Source organism: Rhodococcus sp. ACT016 (genome assembly GCF_050477185.1).
Taxonomy (GTDB): Bacteria; Actinomycetota; Actinomycetes; order Mycobacteriales; family Mycobacteriaceae; genus Prescottella.
Genome location: NZ_JBEAET010000001.1, coordinates 2,328,591 through 2,346,841, shown reverse-complemented (window position 1 = coordinate 2,346,841; position 18,251 = coordinate 2,328,591). Strand labels below are relative to the sequence as shown.

Below are 18,251 nucleotides of genomic sequence, written 5' to 3'. Positions count from 1 at the left end.
ATCGGAACAAAGAGCAAGCGGCTCGTCGAAATATCTACCGTTTCCGACGTTGCCCGTCGCCAGAAGCCCTGACAGGGAGGAGGCCGAACTCGCGGGCGATAGCGACGGCATCGCGCCGGGAGTGGGCGCCGAGCTTGCGGTAGAGGCTGGTCCGGTGGGATTTGACGGTGGACAGCGAGACGAACAATGCGTCGGCGATGGCGGATGCGGTGTGTCCGTCGGCGAGCCCGTCGAGGACGGCCTTCTCGCGGTCGGTCAGCTCGGGGTGGCTGAGCGACTGCGGATAATGGTCGGCGACGTCCGTAGCCAGAAAGCCGTCGACCGACGTGGAAGGTACGGCCACGGACGCATCGAGAGCAATCACGAGCTCGCGTTGAATGCCGGCAAACGCCGCCAGGATCTGGGTGCGGTCGGCAAGTTCGCACACACGCCGCCACAGCTGGGCTGCGCGGTCGCTCCGGCCGAGTGCGTGCTGGGCGGCCGATTCGATGACGAGGGCCTCGAGATGCGACCGGGTGTAGGGGGTGGCGAACCAGTCGTACCGGCGAGCGGTGTTGATTGCGGCGTGGTAATTGCCGGTGATCAGGTGGGTGCGGGCGGCGGCTACGACCGACCACGGGTGATCGCCGGGAGCTCGTGTTGCGAGGAGATAGGCGCGACTGCCGTTTCCGTCAGCGAGGTGAGCCTCGATTTCCGCTGCCGTCAGAAGGGAACGTACGAAGTTGCCCTCCGCACGCTCCCACTCCTCGGTGAACAAGGCCAGAGCCTCGAGCGCGCGAGAGGGTTCACCGGCCGCGACGGCGTGGCGGCAACGGGCGTAGACGACGAAGGGCCACAGCTCGGCGACCACCGGAAGTTCGTCGAGCTGACCGAGGGCAGTCGCCGCCGCGACCACGTCGAGTCGATCGAGTGCGGTGAGCGCCCTGGCGGTGAGCCCGCCGATCTCGATCAGTGATTCCACCGCGTCTTCGGTCGGGGGGTGCGCGAGTTCGCGCTCGAGCCATTCGTGGACCCGTCCGGGTTCGCCCGCCAGCGCCCAGTTGAGCGCGGAATTCCCGGCAGCATTGCGGGAGATGTAGTCGAGGCCCCGAGCGCTGCCGAGAAGGTAGGCCAGTCGCAACATCTCGCTCGATTCGGAGAAGTCGCCGGCCAGTTGGAACGTGAGGCCCCACTGCATCCGCAGAAAGGGCAGGAAGTCGGCCAGGTCGTCGGGGTGGGCTTCGAGAAGCTCGTCCACCGCGCGGCAGAGGCGGCGGGTCGAGTCGGCCGCGGTCTCGTACCGGCCGGCGAGGCGCTGCATCAACGTCCGATGTGAGAGGACGCCGATCGTCAGTCCGACGTTCTCTACGGAGCCCAGGAGTCGCAGTTCGTCCGGATCGAGTGAGAGAGATCCGCCGGGCCGGGCATCGCCGCCGAGTCCGACCGCGAGTTCCCGACCCTCGCGAAACCCCGGATGGGCGTCGAGGAATTCCTCCGGAAGCTGCGACAGCATGTCGCGGAGCAGGTCGAGGTGGGTGCCGATCAGTGCGAGCCAGTGTTCTTCGACGAGATCGACCGCCAGGGGCCAGTTCTGGGCCTCGGTCGCGCAGAGAACCGCGGCAGCGAAATCCGCCCGGTCGCGCTGACGCAGTGCCAGCCGTGTGGACCTGGCGGACGGATCCATCCCGTCCTCGCGTTGGATCGTGCGGAGTTCTCGCCGCACGGCGGTCGGGACCTGCCATTCCGGCCCGCGGTCGGTCTCGCGGCGGTCCGCGACACCGGTCGCCTCGAGGGCCTCCAGGTGCCCGGCCGGGTCCTCCGAGGCGCCGAGGAAGCGTGCCGTCTCGACCGTCACGGTGTGCGCTGTGGCGGTGTCGACGAGGAATCCTCGGTGCGGGGTGACATCCGGCGCGTCGAGGAGCGTCGTGCGCACGTACTGGGAGATCGCCTGGGTGAGCCGGGGTTCCAGCAGCCGCGGACGGACCTCCGGGTCGGTGAGGTGTCCGGCGATCTCGCGCGCGATGGCGACGAGCGAGTGCATGCCGCCGGTCAGCCGGTGGACGAGGTGGATCTGGTCGTCGGTGAGTTGCGTGTCGTTGTCGAGCTCGGCACCGTCGGTTGCGAACACCTCGCCGAGGTCGTCGAGCGTCAGCAGTAGGTCGTCACCGCACAGGACGTCGTGCGTCGGTCCCAGGGCGAGCGGGTCGCCGAACGTCGATCGGCCGACGACGGTCGCGACGACGTCGACAGAATCGCAGTCGTCGACGAGTTCGAGCACCTGCTTCTCGAGTTCGGGGTCTGCGGCCAGATCGACCCGATCGAGCGCGAGTCTGACGGGCCGGCCGGTCCGCACCAGCGCGTCGCGGATGGCGGGGTACGTCCAGCCGCCGGCGCGGTGCTCGGCGTCGAGCACACCGGCCGCGACGAGGTGCGCAGCGGTGTGCTGCCAGAACTGCTCGGATCCGATTCCGGGGACTGGCCGCGACACGAGGACGCCGGTTCGGTCGGCGTCGGCTGCGGACAGTGCCCAGGCCGCCGCGAGTGCGGACTTGCCGAAACCGTGGGGTGCCCGGACGACGGTGAGCGGCGTGCTGCGTCCGAGCCGCGCCGACAGCCGTGAAGGTAGCCGGGTACCGCGGGAATGGTGGCCGCCTCGAGGCTCGATCATCGCCGTCCTTCGGGTCCCGGTCGCATGCTCGGATGGTCAAAAGGTCGAACAGTTCGATCCAAGCAGGGCGGATCGGACAAGGCAAACGGCCGGTCGGTTTTGCCTCACCGTGCTATGCGCCTTCGGACGATATGTCGTCGAGGGCTACGACAGTGTTTCTTCGAGCGCGCCCGACAGTTCGGGGCCGTCGGAGGACTGCACCGCGACGAACGTCCCGCCGGTCTGGTCGGCGATCGACCGGAGCGTTTTCTGGTCGCTGTTCTCGCCGATCGAGACGACGTCCACCCGGACAGGGTGGTTCGAGTTGGCCAGAGCGGTCGTCAGCTGGCGTGCGGAGGTGGAGGTGTCGTCGTTCGGTCCGTCCGTGATGAGCAGAACCGAGTTGGGTCGACCGTCGACGAAGCCGTCGACGGCGCTCTTGTGGGCGGCGATCACGGATGCGTACGTGGACGTTGCGGTGGCAGGGCGCAGCGACTGCAGAGCGGTCGTGATGCGCTGTCGGCGATCGCCGTCGGACATCGGACCGGTCGAGACCTTGACCAGGTACGGCTTGGAGCCGTCGAGGCCGCGGCTGTAGACCCAGAGGCCGACGTTCGACGAGTCGGGCAGTGCCGCGATGCGCGTGGACAGCGCGTCGACGGTGTTGCTCAGCCGGGGCTTGGTTCCGTCGGTGTCGCCCATGGAACCGGAGACGTCGAGCAGGATCGTCGTGGCCTGCGGGACAGCGGGATCGGCGAAGGTCTGCGCCAGCCGCGCGGCCGCGGGCCCGGTGGCCGGCGCGAGGACCTGTCCCAGCGACGGCATCGGGGTGCGGTCGGTCGCGGGCGGGGTCTTGTTGCCGACCCGGAATCCGGCGTCGACGAGGTACTGCACCTGATCCGGTTGGCGCACGAAGTCCACGAACTGGGCGGCGGCCCGGCTGAGCGTCTCGTCGACCCACGGGGTCGCGAGGATCGCGGCCGGGTGATCGGCGACGGGTGTGGCGCCGGCGGGGGCGAACGCGACGAGACCGGATGCGGCGTCGCCGGCCGCCCGGATCTGCTGTTCGGTGGCCGGGACGGCGTGGAAGGGACCGCCGGCGGGGCTCGCCTGACGAGAGAGCGCGGCGATGGCGTCCGTGGTGGAGGTGGGAGCGTCGCGGATCGCGGCGGCCCCGATGGCCAGCCCGGAGATTGCGGTGGTGGCCTTCGGCGACGCGGCCCGGGGCTCGTCGAGCGGTCCCGACCCGGCGTCTGTGACGGCCGCGGCGGCGGCGTCGAGGGCGTGGCCGGTGGGGGAGTCCGCGGGCAGCGTCAGCTTCAGGCTGCCCCAGCCGGCGAGACCGATCCCGGTCAGCGAATCCGAAGCGGTCTGCAGGGCCGGCAGGTTCTGCCATCCGGAGCGGGCCGCGTCGAGCGCGAGGCCGAGTTCGGCGGGCACGGCGAGCACGACGGGGCTGGTTGCGATGGGCTTGGGCTGGCCGTCGAGCACACCGGGCACCGGGGACACCCGGTTGATCGCAGCGCCCGAGGCGGGAATCCACAGTGCCGGTGCGGGACCGAGATTCTCGTTCCAGGGTCCGCGGGGGGCGGCGGCGAGCGCGTCGGCGATCGGCCCCGATGCGCCGTCGGTGACGGACACCGTGACGCAGTGGTCGCGCACGACCGGATTCGTGGCGGTGAACCGGGCCGCGAGGTCGCGGATCTGTGGGGCGATGTCGGGGTCGGCGGTCACCTGCAGGGTGGCGTCGCCCTCGACGCACGCCCCGGCGGCGGCGTTGCCCTCGCTGCTCGCGTGGTCCCGGAGCTGGAACCAGCCGACGACACCGAGCACGAGCACGAGCACGGACACCAGCGCGATGATCGGTCCCTTGCTGACGCCGCGGGTGCGCCGATCACTGCGATGCTGCCCCACTGGAAAACCGCCTTGCCTTCTAGCCGTCGGGCGGGCGCCCGACCGGCCCTGACCAACGCAGTCTAGTGACGAATACGGACATCCTGGATGCGCGCGGCCCCGACACCTGGGCAGGTGCCGGGGCCGCGCGCAGTGCGAGGATCAGGCGTTGGCGGCCTTGTACTCGCGACGACGGCGGTGCAGGATCGGCTCGGTGTAGCCGCTCGGCTGCTTGCCGCCCTCGAGGATCAGCTCCTTGGCCGCCTGGAAGGCGATGTTGGAGTCGAAGTTCGGGGCCATCGGCCGATAGGCCGCGTCCCCCTCGTTCTGGCGGTCGACGACCGGTGCCATGCGCTCGAGGCTCGCGACGATGTCGGCCTCGGACACGATGCCGTGACGCAGCCAGTTCGCCAGCAGCTGGCTCGAGATGCGCAGCGTCGCACGGTCCTCCATCAGCGCGACGTCGTGGATGTCGGGCACCTTGGAGCAGCCGACACCGGCGTCGATCCAGCGGACGACGTAGCCGAGGATCGACTGGCAGTTGTTGTCGAGTTCCTGCTGCTTCTCGGCGTCGGACCAGTCGGTGCTGGGGGCGAGCGGGATCGTGAGGATCTCGTCGACCGTGGCGCGCGGCTTGCCCTTCAGCGCATCCTGGACCGCGAACACGTCCACCTGGTGGTAGTGGGTCGCGTGCAGGGTCGCGCCGGTCGGGGACGGCACCCACGCGGTGTTGGCGCCGGCCTTGGGGTGGCCGATCTTCTGCTCGAGCATGTCGGCCATCAGATCGGTCATGGCCCACATGCCCTTACCGATCTGCGCCTTGCCCTGCAGACCCGTCGCCAGGCCGGTGTCGACGTTCCAGTCCTCGTACGCGGTGATCCACGTCTGCTTCTTCATGTCGGCCTTGCGGACCATCGCGCCGGCCTCCATCGAGGTGTGGATCTCGTCGCCGGTGCGGTCGAGGAAGCCGGTGTTGATGAACACCACTCGCTGGTCCGCGCCCTTGATGCAGGCCGCGAGGTTGACGGTGGTGCGGCGCTCCTCGTCCATGATGCCGACCTTGAGCGTGTTCGCGGGCAGGCCGAGGACGTCCTCGACGCGGCCGAACAGCTCGGTCGTGAACGCGACCTCCTCGGGGCCGTGCTGCTTGGGCTTGACGATGTAGATCGAGCCGGTGCGCGAGTTGTTCAGCGGGCCGTGGTCGTCGTCGATGCTCAGGCCATGGACCGCGCACGCGCTGGTGATCAGCGCGTCGAGGATGCCCTCGGGCAGCTCGTTGCCGTCGGCGTCGAGGATCGCCGGGTTGGTCATCAGGTGCCCGACGTTGCGGACGAACAGCAGCGAGCGGCCGTGCAGCGCAAGCTCGTCGCCGTCCGGGGTGCTGTAGGTGCGGTCGCCGTTGAGGGTGCGGGTGACGGTCTTGCCGCCCTTGTCGAACGACTCGGACAGATCACCGCGGTTCAGGCCCAGCCAGTTGCGGTAGCCGACCACCTTGTCGTCGGCGTCGACCGCCGCGACGGAGTCCTCGAAGTCCATGATCGTGGTGATCGCGGACTCGAGCACGACGTCCTTGACGCCGGCGCCGTCGGTCCGGCCGATCGGCGAGGTCGGGTCGATCTCGATCTCGACATGCAGGCCGTTGTTGCGCAGCAGCACCGACGTCGGGGAGTCCTTGTCGCCCAGGTATCCGACGAACTTCTCCGGCTGTGCGAGCCCCGTGACGACCTCGCCGCCCAGCTCGACGGCCAGCTTGTCGTCGACCACGAAGTAGCGGGTGGCCTCGGCGTGCGAACCCTTCGCCAGCGGTGCGGCGGTATCGAGGAAGTTCCGCGCCCACGCGATGACCTTGTCGCCGCGGACCTTGTTGTAGCCCTTCCCCTTCTCGGCGCCACCCTCTTCCGAGATGGCATCGGTGCCGTACAGCGCGTCGTACAGCGAACCCCAGCGGGCGTTGGACGCGTTCAGGGCGAAGCGGGCGTTGAGGACCGGCACCACCAGCTGCGGTCCGGCGGTGGTGGCGATCTCGGCGTCGACGTTGGCGGTCGCGACCTGGAACGGTGCCGGCTCGGGCAGCAGGTAGCCGATGTCCTGCAGGAACGCCTTGTACTCGGCGGCGTCGATCGGCTTGCCCGCGCGCTCGCGGTGCCACGCGTCGATCTGCGCCTGCAGATCGTCACGCTTGGCGAGCAGCGCCTTGTTCTTCGGGGCCAGGTCGGCGAAGACCTTGCCCGCACCCTCCCAGAACGACTCGGCGCTCACGCCGGTGCCCGGAAGAGCCTCATCGTTCACGAAGTCGTAGAGAACCTTGGCGACCTGAAGACCACCGACCTGCACGCGTTCAGTCATGAAACTGCCTCACTTTTCCGGTACCAGCGGCGCACCGACATGGGCATGTGCCTGGAACATGCGCGGACGCCGAACGGGACGACAACAATGTTACCCGGCGGTAGCTTCCGGAGGAGATCAGTCCGGTCAGGGCTGCCAGGGCATCGACGAATACAGCTGAAGAGCTGAGGCGCGTGAGGTGGGCGCCGACTGCGGTGGGACGAACGGTTCGCGTCCGGATGCAGACTCGATCATGAAAGGCGAGTTGGCCGATCGTGCACAGATGATACTGGCCGGTCGTGGCCGCCGCGCGACGGGCTGCGCGCTGGCTGGCGACGGGCGCCGAGCGGTCGTGGGCGTGCGGCGAGCGGCGCCGCGCATGCCGGCCGGAAGACCTCCACCAAAGTGGATTAGCACTAATGTATTTTGGTGGCATGATCGTACGAGCAGCGCCGGGTCTCGGTGAGTTGCTTCGCTACGTCGGCGAACTCGTCGACCGCGGAGCGGAGGACGTCTACAGCTCTCTCGGGATGTCCTATCGCCCGAGATACACGCCGGTACTGCGAGCGATGAGCCTGGGTGCCTCCACCGTCACCGACATCACGACGGCCACCCACGTCACGCAGGGCGCGATCAGCCAGACCGTCGGGTTGATGGTGACCGACGGTCTCGTCGAGCGTCGTCAACTGGCGGATGGGCGGAAGAGCGCCATCCACTTGACCGAGATGGGCAGCGAGCTCGTCGAGCTGCTCAGGCCGCACTGGGAGATCACCTTCACCGCGATCGTCGAGCTCGAGAAGGAGATCGGTTTTCCGATACGGCGGGTTCTCGGCGACACCGCAGCGGCGCTGGAGAACCGGGGGTTCGCCGGCAGGATCGACGACGCTCGACGACGACGCGACGCGCGCGAGGCTCTGGTGGCGGCAAGGTCGACCGCGCCCCGAACGAACTGGTTCGACCACGGCGGCGAAGCGTACGCACGATTCCGGCCCGAGTATCCGGCGCGGCTCTCGATGTTCCTCGCGTCACTGGCTCCGTCCACGGATCTCGCCGTCGACGTCGGCTGCGGCAGTGGGCAACTGACATCGCAGCTCGCGCGGTACTTCGACACGACGATCGGGATCGACCCCAGCGGCGACCAGCTCGAGAACGCCCGGCCCCAGGAGCGGATCCGCTACGTCCAGGCGCCGGCCGAGGACCTCCCGGTGCCGGACGGAAGTGCCGCGCTGATCACTGCGGCGCAGTCGGCACACTGGTTCGACCGGCCCGCCTTCTACGCCGAGGCCCGACGGATCGCCGCCGAGGGTGCGGTGATCGCGCTGATCAGTTACGGCTTGATGCAACTCGAACCCGAACTCCACGAACGGTTCCAACGCTTCTACCGGCGCGAAATCGGTCCCTACTGGCCACCGGAACGCAAGCTCGTCGACAACGGGTACGCGGACATCGAATTTCCTTTCAGCGAGTTCTCCGCACCACCCATGGAGATCGGCAAGATCTGGTCGCTCGATGAACTCCTCGGTTACCTCTCCACCTGGTCTGCGGTGCGCCGGGCCGACGAAGCCGGAAAGTCCGAAGTGCTGCAGGCCTTTGCCGACGACCTGACCGAGCTCTGGGGAGACCCCGCAGCGACTCGCTCGGTCACCTGGCCGGTCAACATGAGGGTGGGCATCGTGTGACTCCCGCGAACCCCGGCGATCGGCCCGCCAGTCTCGATACCGGGGACCGGCGGTTGACGCCGCGTTGTCCGTCCCGTTTCGTGTGCAACTGAAGTTGATCAAGCACTAGGGAGGTACCAAGTGAGCGACTACGACGCCAAGATGATCATGCTTTCGACCGAGAACCTGGACGAGGCGATCAAGTTCTACATCGAGACCCTCGGGATGACGCTCAAGTTCCGGGACGGCGCGCACTTCGCCGCCCTCGACGGGGGATCGGTGACGATCGCGCTCGCGACCGCAGTCGACCACCCGATCCCCGGCAAGGTCGTCGTCGGCATCAAGACCACGGACGTCGATGCCGCCGCGAAGGCCATCGAGGCCGGCGGCGGTGCCATCGTCAAGGGTCCGTACGACGATGCGCACGAGCGTCGCGCCGTGGTGTACGACAACAACGGCAACGGCCTGGTGTTCTACAGCCCGCTCGCCCGCAAGTGATCCGGTGACGGCCCGCGGCGTGCGACGCGGCGGGCCGTCACTGCTCTACGCCTGTTGCCCGGCGGCTGCCGTGGCCAGCTTCTCGGCCGCGTCCGCGAGCTCGACGCCGTCGTCGGCGAGCGCCGGAATCAGCAGGTCCATGCACTTGCCCAGCATCACCACCAGCAATACCCGCAGTGCGCTGATGTCGGCGGCGATCCGGACCCGGTCGGTGCTCACGCACGACAGTCGCGAGTACGCCTGCTCCACCGTCTGCCACTCGCCGAGCAGTCCCTCGACCAGAAGCTGCGCCCGGACGACGGGCGCGGCCGCGGGGTACAGCGCCTCCTCGGCGGCGCGGTGCCACGGGCGCAGCGTGAACTCGGCGAAGTCGACGACGGCGCGGTGCGTGGCCGCGAACTCGGGGTCGTCGGCGCCGATCGCCCGGAACACGTCGCGCTCGAGCGCCGCCATCCGACCGAGCAGGTCGAACATCGTCGCCTGCAGCTCTACAGCCGCCTCCTGCGTCGTCATATCGGTCATCGACACCCTCTTCGTCCCGTGAGTTCGGCGGATCCGCCGAACTCACCATAGGGGCGTGGGGTTCCCGCGCCACGGTCGTGTCTCTGTCACCGATACGCTTTCTGTCGTGCGTGGTGAGTACAAGGTTCCCGGTGGCAAGCTCGTGGTGGTCGACGTCGAGGCGGAGGACGGGCGTCTGTCCCGGGTGTCGCTGTCGGGGGATTTCTTCCTCGAGCCCGACGAGGCACTCGAGGACATCACGGCCGCGGTGACCGGCATGTCCACTACCGCGGATGCCGCTCAGCTGGGTCATGCCATCTCCGACGCGCTCGACGGCCAGGTGGCGATGATCGGGTTCACCCCCGAATCCGTCGGCATCGCGATCCGCCGCGCCCTCGGCCACGCGACCGGCTGGCACGACCACACCTTCGACGTGATCGAACCGGTGGTCCTCGACCCGGCGATGCACGTCGCGCTGGACGAGGTGATCACCCGCGAGGTGGCCACCGGCGAGCGCCGCCCGACGCTGCGGTTCTGGGAGTGGGATTCCCCACTGGTGGTGCTCGGCTCGTTCCAGTCGGTGCGCAACGAGATGGACGAGGAGGCCGCGGCCCGGCACGGCATCGGCGTCGTCCGACGCATCTCCGGCGGCGGCGCGATGTTCATGGAGCCCGGCAACTGCATCACCTACTCGCTGTCCGTGCCGACCTCGCTGGTCGACGGGCTCAGCTTCGAGCAGTCGTACGCGTTCCTCGACCAGTGGGTGATGGGGGCGCTCGCCGACGTCGGCATCAAGGCACGTTACGTACCGCTCAACGACATCGCCTCCGAGCAGGGCAAGATCGGTGGCGCCGCGCAGAAGCGGTTCGCCGCCGGCGCGGTGCTGCACCACGTGACGATGTCGTACGACATCGACGCCGACAAGATGACCGACGTGCTGCGGATCGGGCGGGAGAAGATCTCCGACAAGGGCATCACCAGCTCCGGCAAGCGGGTCGACCCGATGCGCTCGCAGACCGGCATGGCCCGCGCCGACATCATCGCCGCGTTCCTCGCGCACTTCCGCGCCCGCTACGACACCCACACGAGTGCCTACACCGACGCCGAGCTGGCCGCCGCGCGCGAGCTGGTCGAGGCGAAGTTCGCCAACCCGGAGTGGACCTACCGAGTGCCGTGATCGCTTGCGCCGCGCGGTGCAGGGGATCGTCATCGTCGTCGGCAATCTGCGTGACCTGCTGCGCGTCAGTCCGGCAGCCAGTGCAGCTCGTGTGCCAGGGATTTGGCTACGGTACGGATGCGGCGGTGTAGTGGTGACTGCACGCGCGGGAGGACCAGGTGGATGGTCAAGGTGGGTGCGCCCTGCAGCGGTCGCCACGTGAGACCGGCCGGTTGTGTCGTGACCGCGACTTCACCGGCCGGAGCGAGGGTGAGCCCGTCGCGTAGGTCGCGCTGAGACATGTCGAAAGAGACTGCGGGCGTGTGGAATCGGGGGCTCGGCCGGGTGTCGCGGAACAGTGCGGACAGCTGATCGTGGATCACGGGGTTGGCCGTACGGTCGGGGAGTCGCAGCGGATACGCGGCCGCATCGGCGATCTCGATCTCCGGGTGTCCGGCCAGCGGATGATGCTGTGCCAATTGGACCCCGACGCGCTCACGCCGCAGCAGGAACCGGCGCACGCCACGACCCGGCTGTTCACCGCGGGTGATCCCCGCATCGATGCGGCCGTCGGCGACCGCGGGAGAGATCTCCGGTGTCGCCATCGGGACCGCGCCGACCTCGAGTCCCGGGCTGCTGCGAATGAGCCTGTCCACCAGTGCTGGTGCCGTCTCGGCCCCCGTGCTGAGGCTGTATCCGATGCGCAGCGTGCCCAGTTCACCGGCCCCCGCATTCCGGGCGGTGTCCCATGCTCGGTCCAGCGCCGCCAGCGCGGGCGGCGCGGACTCCGCCAAAGCCGCACCGGCCGTGGTCAATACGACGCTACGCGTGTTGCGAACCAGCAGGCTCGTACCGAGTTCCGCCTCCAATCGGCGCATCCGGGCACTGAGTGCGGGTTGCGCGATACCGATCCGTGCGGCCGCGCGGGTGAAGTTCAACTCCTGCGCCAGCACCAGAAAGTACCGCAGGCTCACCGTATCCGGCGCCACATGCCCTCCCCGCCGATTGATAACGATCCGTTCTGAGTCTATCCCGTCCCGGTCTTTCCCTCGACCACACATCAAGCCCTAACCTGCGCATATGCCGATTCAACCGACCGCGGTACTGGACACCGCACTCACACACACCGGGAGGCAGTCATGCATAAGTTGGTAGTTCTGTATTCCGAGCCCGCCGACCCTGACCACTTCCGCGACTACTACGAGACCAGCCACCTTCCACTGGTCATGAAGATGCCCGGCCTGCTTGCGTGGCGCTACAGCTTCGACGTAGCGGCGACCAACGGAGAAGCGCCGTATTTCGCGGTCTTCGAAGGCGACTTCGCTGACGCCGCCGCCATGGCCGCGGCGCGGGCGTCGCAGCAAGGCCGGCGGATGGCCGCCGATGTCGTCAACTACGCCACCGGCGGTGCGGTCGTCATCCACTATCCGGTGCAGGACGGCACCAGCTGAGGCAGGACGGCACGCTCCGGGACGCGTTCGTCGATCCCGAGCCGGTCACCCGGCCCTCGGCCGCGCCCAGGATCGACGAACGCGACGTCGGCCGGAGTCGGAGTGAAGAACCGGAACAGCTCATCGCGGCTGATCTCCGGGAACTCCCGCAGACGCGCCAACTCCTCACCAACAGCGTTGGGAGCCAAGCCAACCTGCAGCCAGTCATCCCCCGCAGGCCGAACCCTCGATTCACCCAGGCTCCGCTGCGGCAACGCCATATCCGTTGATTTTCGGCGGTTACTACCGGAACCCCTGATCGTGTGCGCGGGACGCCAGTTCGCGCGCGGCAGCGCGGACGACGGTGCTTCGACTACGAGAACGAGCCGACGCGGCCTTCGGCGTTGTGCTGGTGGGCGAGGTCGGCGCCCGCCTGCGCACCCAGCTCGGCGCCCACGGAGCCGCCGGCGATGGTGCCGGCGGCAGTGGCCGCCATGGCCGCTCCCACCGCCGGGCCGAAAACCGCCGCACCCGCGGGTCCAGCGAACGCGGTGGCTCCGGTAGCGATGGCGCCGGCAGCGACGCCGACCAGGGATCCGCCGACCAGCATGCCGAGCTCGCCGCCGAAGTGTCGGCCGCTGTCGCTGTAGTCGGCGATCCGCTGCCCGGGAGTGGGTGCGTAGCCCGGAATGAAAACGGCGAACGGATGCGCGGTCAGGTCGTACGGATTCCACAGCGGCGGGACCTGGACCTGCGGGACGTTCGGCAGCCCCGGGATGTTCGCGGATCCGGTGTCCTGTGCCTGGGCGGTGCCGGTGGATGCGGCGGCGATGGCGACGGGCAGTGCGCCGGCGATGAGGGCGCGTCGCGCCCAGTTGTTCTGCTTCGCAGCATGGCGAGCCATGAGAATTCCCCCTGAATTCGGTGCCGCGTGGGACGCGGCGATGGTGTCATCGGCGTCCCGGGCGGGCGCCGCAGGCTGCGGTGACGCGCGAGAAATTGCGTGAAATGTCCCCCCCAGACCGGGGAGTGCGTTAACGCGCCGATCGGCGAATCGTGAAATCGCCTGGTGCCGTGGGTATCAGGCGGTCAGCAGGCCGACGGCAGGCCCTGGCACCGCTCGAGCAGGCGCGCCCGCAACGCCGAGGCCCACTCCGACAGCGCCACCTGTTCGCGCACGTAGTCGGCGCGGCCCTGCGGGGTCTCGATCCGGATGGGCGCGTAGTCGTACTCGGACAGGTCGTAGGGGCTGGCCCTCATGTCGAGTTCGCGCGCCGCCGTTGCCAGGCGGAAACAGTCGACGACCAACTCGGACTCGATGAGCGGGCCGAGCTTGGTCGCCCACTTGTACAGGTCCATGCCCGCGTGCAGGCAGCCCGGCTGCTCGCGCGCGACCTGCTCGTCGCGCGAGAGGGGGATCTCGTTGCGGGGCACGGCATCGGGGGTGAAGAACCGGAACGCGTCGAAGTGCGTGCAGCGCAACTGCATCGATTCGACCACCTCGTCGGTGCCGGTGTGTCCCAGCCGCAGCGGCACCTGCGAGTGCCGTACCGCGTCTTCGCCGCCGCGGTACACCATCGCCCACTCGTGCAGGCCGAAGCAGCTCAGGTGCGGGCGCCGGGACGCGGTGGCCGACAGCAGCGCGGCGACGTACTCGACCGTCGAGCGTCGCCGTTCGAGGAGGTCGGGGGAGACGGTCACGCCGTCGTCGGTGCCGACGTACCCCGCGTACTTCAGGTAGTCCTTCGCGGCCGGGCCGGCGAGCATGGTCCCGAAGCCGGGGTGCCAGCGGCGCAGATGGTTCGGCCGCACGCTGTAGTAGGTGAACAGGAAGTCGTGCACCGGATGCTTGACGCCCGCCGCCTGGCGCTGCAGGTGCCCCCCGACGAGAACCGCCACCGCATCGCGGTGGCGGTCCCGTCGGGCAGTCCACACCTCTTCCGGTAGAACCGCCGAACTCACAACCTCAGCTCGCCTTCTGACCGGGGACGACGTCGTCGATCCGGTGGGTGCCGTCGCGCACGGTGCCGACGAACTCCTCGACCAGATCCTCGAGCGCGACGATACCGATCACGGCGCCGGACGCGTCGACCACCGCCCCCAGGTGGGAGCGGGCCCGGCGCAGACCCGCCAGGGCGTCGTCGAGTGGCAGCGCCACCGAGATCCGGGGCAGTCGTCGGATGTCCGAGCGGGGGATCACCGTTTCCGGTCCCGCGGACTCGTCGGCAACCCGGTCCAGCACGTCCTTGAGGTGCAGGTAGCCGACGAGCGAGCCGTCGAGGCCCCGCACCGGGTAGCGCGAGTAGCCGGTCTCGATGACCGCCTCCTCGACCGCCCCGAGCGTTGTGCCGCCCGCAGTCAGCGGGACGGTACGTACCTTGTCCGACGGGATCATGACGTCGGCGACCGTGCGGCCCTCGGTCTCGAGCGCCTGCGTGAGGCGGCGGTGCTCCTCCTCGTCGATCAGGCCCTCGGTGTGGGATTCGCCGATCATCTCGGACAGCTCCAACGCGGACACCGTCGCATCCAGCTCGTCCTTCGGTTCGACGCGCAACAGCCTCAGGATGCGGTTGGCGCAGAAGTTGTAGAACGAGATGAGCGGGCGCGCGAGCTTGATGAACGCCAGGTGCACCGGCACCAGCAGCATCGCGGACTTCTCCGGCCCGGCGATCGCGATGTTCTTCGGCACCATCTCGCCCAGCAGGATGTGCAGCACCACGACCAACGCCAACGCGATCGTGAACGCGATCGGGTGCTGGAACCCGTCCGGGACGCCGAGGAGGTCCATAGGCTTCTCGAGCAGGTGCGCGATCGCGGGCTCGCCGACCTTACCGAGCAGGATCGAGCAGATGGTGATGCCCAGCTGCGCGCCGGCCAGCATCAGCGACAGGTTCTCGCCCGCCTTGATGACCGTGGCCGCGCGCTTCTTGCCTTGCGCGTGCAGCGCCTCGAGCCGGTCGCGGCGCGCGGTGATGAGCGCGAACTCGGCGCCGACGAAGAACGCGTTGCCGGCCAGCAGAACGACGGTGAGCAGCACACCGAACAGGTCACCCACGGTCGTTCTCCTCTCGGGTCGCGCCGATCGCCGGGACCGGGGTCAGCAGCACGCGGTCGATGCGGCGGCCGTCCATCGTCAGCACCCGCGCGATCCAGCCGTGGCCGCCGGGGTCCATGGGGGTGCCGTTCGCGTCGGGCAGGGCCACCTCGTCGCCCTCGACCGGAATGCGGCCGAGGCAGGTGAGTACCAGGCCGCCGATCGTGTCGTACTCGCCCTCGGGGGCGATGTACCCGGTGGCGGTGGTGACCTCGTCGGTGCGCAGCAGACCCGAGCAGGACCAGCTGTGGCCGACCCGCTGGACGTCGATCTCGGGTTCGTCGTGCTCGTCGCGGACGTCGCCGAGGATCTCCTCGATCAGGTCCTCCATCGTGACGATGCCGGCGGTGCCGCCGTACTCGTCGACGACGAGCGCGACCTGCATGCCGTCGGCGCGCACCTGTTCCATCACGGCGTCACCGTCGAGCGTCGACGGCACCACCGGCACGACCTGCGCGAGGCTGTCGAGTCGGGTGATCGCGCGCCGCGTCGCGGGGACGGTGAACGCGTGCTTGATGTGCACGACACCGATCGTGTTGTCGAGGTCGCCGTCGACGATCGGGAATCGGGAGAAGCCCGTGCGCGACGCCGCCTCCATCAGGTCGGTGACGGTCGCGTCGGTATCGAGCGACTCGATCTTCACGCGCGGGGTCATCAGTTCCTCGGCGCTGAGGTCGCCGAATCGCAGCGACCGGTTGACGAGTAGTGCGGTGCCCGCGTCGAGCGAGCCGCGCTCGGCGGACGTGGACACCAGCGAGCCGAGTTCCTGCGGCGAGCGGGCGGAGCGCAGTTCCTCGGCGGGTTCGATGCCGAGGCGGCGGACCACCCAGTTCGCGGTGCCGTTGAGGCCGTTGATGGCCCACTTGAAGATCAGCGAGAAGCCGGCCTGCAGCCCGGCGGTCGCGCGGGCGGTCGGCATCGGCTTGGAGATCGCCAGGTTCTTCGGGACCAGCTCACCGAAGATCATCGAGAACGACGTCGCGATGATCAGCGCCAACGCGAGCGAGATGCCACTCGCCGTCGAGGCGGAGATCCCGACCGCGGTCAGGATCGGGGTGATGAACCGGGCCAGCACCGGTTCCGCGAGATAACCGGTGATCAGGGTGGTGATCGTGATGCCGAGCTGCGCGCCGGAGAGCTGGAACGACAGCGTGCGGTGGGCGTGCTGGACCTGTCGCGCCCGGCGGTCGCCGTCGCGCGCGTGGGCGTCGACGGTGCTGCGCTCGAGGGCGGTGAGGGAGAATTCGGCCGCCACGAAGAGGGCGGTGCCTGCGGTCAGGGCAATGAAGCCGACCAGGCTGAGGGCGGTCAGTGCGATGTCCATCTCAGCACCGCCCGCTCAGGAACTCGGGGCCGCCGGGTTTGTCACCCGGCTCGGTAGAGGAGCCCTCCGAGGTCTCGGCCGAGCCGGCGGATTCGGAACCGGCGCTCGGGGAGGTCGCTACGGGGGGTGTGTCGGGGGAGGTGTGTATGGGTGCCTCGGGCACCGGAGTCCTCTCTGTCTGTCGGCGCAAGTCGACTTTTCCAACCGGAATTGCGCCGAGCGTATTTCCGGAAGGTGAGCCTCCACTGTACCGGCCGCCACCGAAACGGGATGAAACGGACATGCTGCGCCGGCGTCGGTGTGACCGTCACCAGCCCGACGGCAGCGGGCGGCCCTCCGCGAAGCCCGCGGCGGACTGCACCCCGACGACCGCCTTGTCGTGCAGCTCGTCGATCGTGCGGGCGCCCGCGTACGTGCAGGTGCTGCGGACCCCGGAGCAGATGTGGTCGAGAAGGTCCTCGACGCCGGGGCGGGCCGGGTCCAACCGCATCCGGGAACTGGAGATGCCCTCCTCGAACAGCGCCTTGCGGGCACGGTCGAACGCGGTGTCGTCGGCGTTGCGGGCCGCGACCGCCCGCTTGGACGCCATCCCGAAGCTCTCCTTGTACCGGTGGCCGTCCTGGTCGGTCCGCAGTTCGCCGGGCGACTCGTAGGTGCCGGCGAACCACGACCCGACCATCACGTTCGACGCCCCGGCCGCGAGCGCGAGCGCGACGTCGCGCGGGTGCCGGACCCCGCCGTCCGCCCACACGTGCGCGCCGAGTTCCCGTGCGGCGGCCGCGCACTCCGCCACGGCCGAGAACTGGGGGCGGCCCACGCCGGTCATCATGCGGGTGGTGCACATCGCGCCCGGCCCCACCCCGACCTTGACGATGTTGGCGCCGGCCTCGATCAGATCCCGGGTGCCGCGTGCCGAGACCACGTTGCCGGCGGCCAGCGGGACGCCGAGGCCGAGCGCCGCGACCGAGCGCAGGGCGTCGAGCATCCGCTGCTGGTGGCCGTGCGCGGTGTCGAGCACCAGCAGGTCCGCGCCCGCGTCGGCGAGCGCCTTCGCTTTCTCGGCGACATCGCCGCCCACGCCGACGGCGGCCGCGATCCGCAGCCGGCCGTGCGCGTCCACGGCGGGGGTGTAGATGCCCGCGCGGATCGCGCCGGTGCGGGTGAGCACGCCGGCGAGCCGGCCGTCGTCGTCGACGATCACCGCGAGCGGATCGTGCCGGGACTCGAGCAGCGCGAACACCTCGCGCGGGGTGGCGGTGGTCGGTGCGGTCGCGAAGTCCCGCACGGCGACGGCCCCGACCCGGGTGAAGCGGTCGACGTCCGAGCACGACGCCTCGGTGAGCACGCCGACCGGACGCCCGTTCTCGACGACGACCGCGGCGCGGTGGGCGCGCTTGTGCAGCAACGTCATCGCGTCGGAGACCGCGTCCTCCGGGTCGAGGGTGATCGGCGTGTCCGCGACCAGATGTCGGCTCTTGACGAAGGCGACGGCTTCCGCGACCGCGTCCGCCGGCACGTCCTGCGGGATGACGACCAGGCCGCCGCGGCGGGCGACGGTCTCGGCCATCCGCCGGCCCGCCACCGCGGTCATGTTCGCGACCACGATCGGGATCGTGGTGCCCGACCCGTCCGAAGTCGCCAGGCTCACGTCGAAGCGGGACGCCACGTCGGTCCGGTTCGGGACGAGGAAGACGTCGTCGTAGGTGAGGTCGTACGGCGGGCGGTGCCCTTCGAGGAACTCCACGC

Annotated in this window: 15 protein-coding genes; 4 read left to right on the top strand and 11 right to left on the bottom strand. The window is 69.3% G+C overall.

Annotated features, from left to right (window positions below):
• Positions 1-34: 34 nt before the first annotated feature.
• From ACQ5DX_RS10835 to ACQ5DX_RS10825, 3 genes are all read right to left on the bottom strand, one after another.
• Entirely contained in the window at positions 35-2,647 is a 2,613-nt protein-coding gene (locus tag ACQ5DX_RS10835; RefSeq protein WP_430332628.1) for a LuxR C-terminal-related transcriptional regulator, read from the bottom strand.
• Between the two features lie 144 nt (positions 2,648-2,791).
• Positions 2,792-4,540: a substrate-binding domain-containing protein gene (locus tag ACQ5DX_RS10830; protein ID WP_430332627.1), complete on the bottom strand. Its 1,749-nt coding sequence runs from the start codon at positions 4,538-4,540 to the stop codon at positions 2,792-2,794.
• Between the two features lie 141 nt (positions 4,541-4,681).
• On the bottom strand, positions 4,682-6,865 hold the full coding sequence (locus tag ACQ5DX_RS10825; RefSeq protein WP_430332626.1) for a malate synthase G: 2,184 nt from the start codon (positions 6,863-6,865) through the stop codon (positions 4,682-4,684).
• A gap of 413 nt (positions 6,866-7,278) precedes the next feature.
• Between ACQ5DX_RS10825 and ACQ5DX_RS10820 the strand changes: the two genes are divergently transcribed.
• Positions 7,279-8,523 (top strand): methyltransferase domain-containing protein, encoded by a 1,245-nt coding sequence (locus ACQ5DX_RS10820; RefSeq protein ID WP_430332625.1) that lies wholly within the window; start codon positions 7,279-7,281, stop codon positions 8,521-8,523.
• Positions 8,524-8,664: 141 nt separating this feature from the next.
• Entirely contained in the window at positions 8,665-9,000 is a 336-nt protein-coding gene (locus ACQ5DX_RS10815) for a VOC family protein (protein ID WP_430335619.1), read from the top strand.
• A gap of 45 nt (positions 9,001-9,045) precedes the next feature.
• On the opposite strand, the gene ACQ5DX_RS10810 is transcribed toward ACQ5DX_RS10815, so the two are convergent.
• Entirely contained in the window at positions 9,046-9,522 is a 477-nt protein-coding gene (locus tag ACQ5DX_RS10810) for a hypothetical protein (protein ID WP_430332624.1), read from the bottom strand.
• Between the two features lie 106 nt (positions 9,523-9,628).
• Between ACQ5DX_RS10810 and ACQ5DX_RS10805 the strand changes: the two genes are divergently transcribed.
• Positions 9,629-10,678: a lipoate--protein ligase family protein gene (locus ACQ5DX_RS10805; RefSeq protein WP_430332623.1), complete on the top strand. Its 1,050-nt coding sequence runs from the start codon at positions 9,629-9,631 to the stop codon at positions 10,676-10,678.
• A gap of 65 nt (positions 10,679-10,743) precedes the next feature.
• Here the strand turns inward: ACQ5DX_RS10805 and ACQ5DX_RS10800 are convergent, their stop codons facing one another.
• A complete protein-coding gene (locus ACQ5DX_RS10800; RefSeq protein ID WP_430332622.1) occupies positions 10,744-11,646 on the bottom strand; it encodes a LysR substrate-binding domain-containing protein in 903 nt (300 codons plus the stop codon).
• Positions 11,647-11,796: 150 nt separating this feature from the next.
• On the opposite strand from ACQ5DX_RS10800, the gene ACQ5DX_RS10795 reads away from it, so the two are divergent.
• Positions 11,797-12,108: an EthD family reductase gene (locus ACQ5DX_RS10795; RefSeq protein WP_430332621.1), complete on the top strand. Its 312-nt coding sequence runs from the start codon at positions 11,797-11,799 to the stop codon at positions 12,106-12,108.
• On the opposite strand, the gene ACQ5DX_RS10790 is transcribed toward ACQ5DX_RS10795, so the two are convergent.
• From ACQ5DX_RS10790 to ACQ5DX_RS10765, 6 genes are all read right to left on the bottom strand, one after another.
• Positions 12,081-12,296, bottom strand: a complete 216-nt coding sequence (locus tag ACQ5DX_RS10790) for a hypothetical protein (protein ID WP_430335815.1) — start codon at positions 12,294-12,296, stop codon at positions 12,081-12,083. The genes ACQ5DX_RS10795 and ACQ5DX_RS10790 overlap by 28 nt on opposite strands.
• Before the next feature lie 164 nt (positions 12,297-12,460).
• Positions 12,461-12,991, bottom strand: a complete 531-nt coding sequence (locus ACQ5DX_RS10785) for a hypothetical protein (RefSeq protein ID WP_430332620.1) — start codon at positions 12,989-12,991, stop codon at positions 12,461-12,463.
• Positions 12,992-13,176: 185 nt separating this feature from the next.
• The gene (locus ACQ5DX_RS10780; RefSeq protein ID WP_430332619.1) at positions 13,177-14,049 is read right to left on the bottom strand and encodes a 3-methyladenine DNA glycosylase; all 873 of its coding nucleotides are present in this window, start codon (positions 14,047-14,049) and stop codon (positions 13,177-13,179) included.
• 4 nt (positions 14,050-14,053) lie between these two features.
• Positions 14,054-15,142, bottom strand: coding sequence for a hemolysin family protein (locus ACQ5DX_RS10775; RefSeq protein ID WP_430332618.1), 1,089 nt, complete (start codon positions 15,140-15,142; stop codon positions 14,054-14,056).
• Complete coding sequence (locus ACQ5DX_RS10770; RefSeq protein WP_430332617.1) at positions 15,135-16,505, bottom strand: hemolysin family protein; 1,371 nt, start codon at positions 16,503-16,505, stop codon at positions 15,135-15,137. Before ACQ5DX_RS10770 ends, ACQ5DX_RS10775 begins: the two co-directional genes overlap by 8 nt.
• Positions 16,506-16,812: 307 nt before the next feature.
• Positions 16,813-18,249, bottom strand: a complete 1,437-nt coding sequence (locus ACQ5DX_RS10765) for a GuaB1 family IMP dehydrogenase-related protein (RefSeq protein WP_430332616.1) — start codon at positions 18,247-18,249, stop codon at positions 16,813-16,815.
• Between the last annotated feature and the right edge of the window lie 2 nt (positions 18,250-18,251).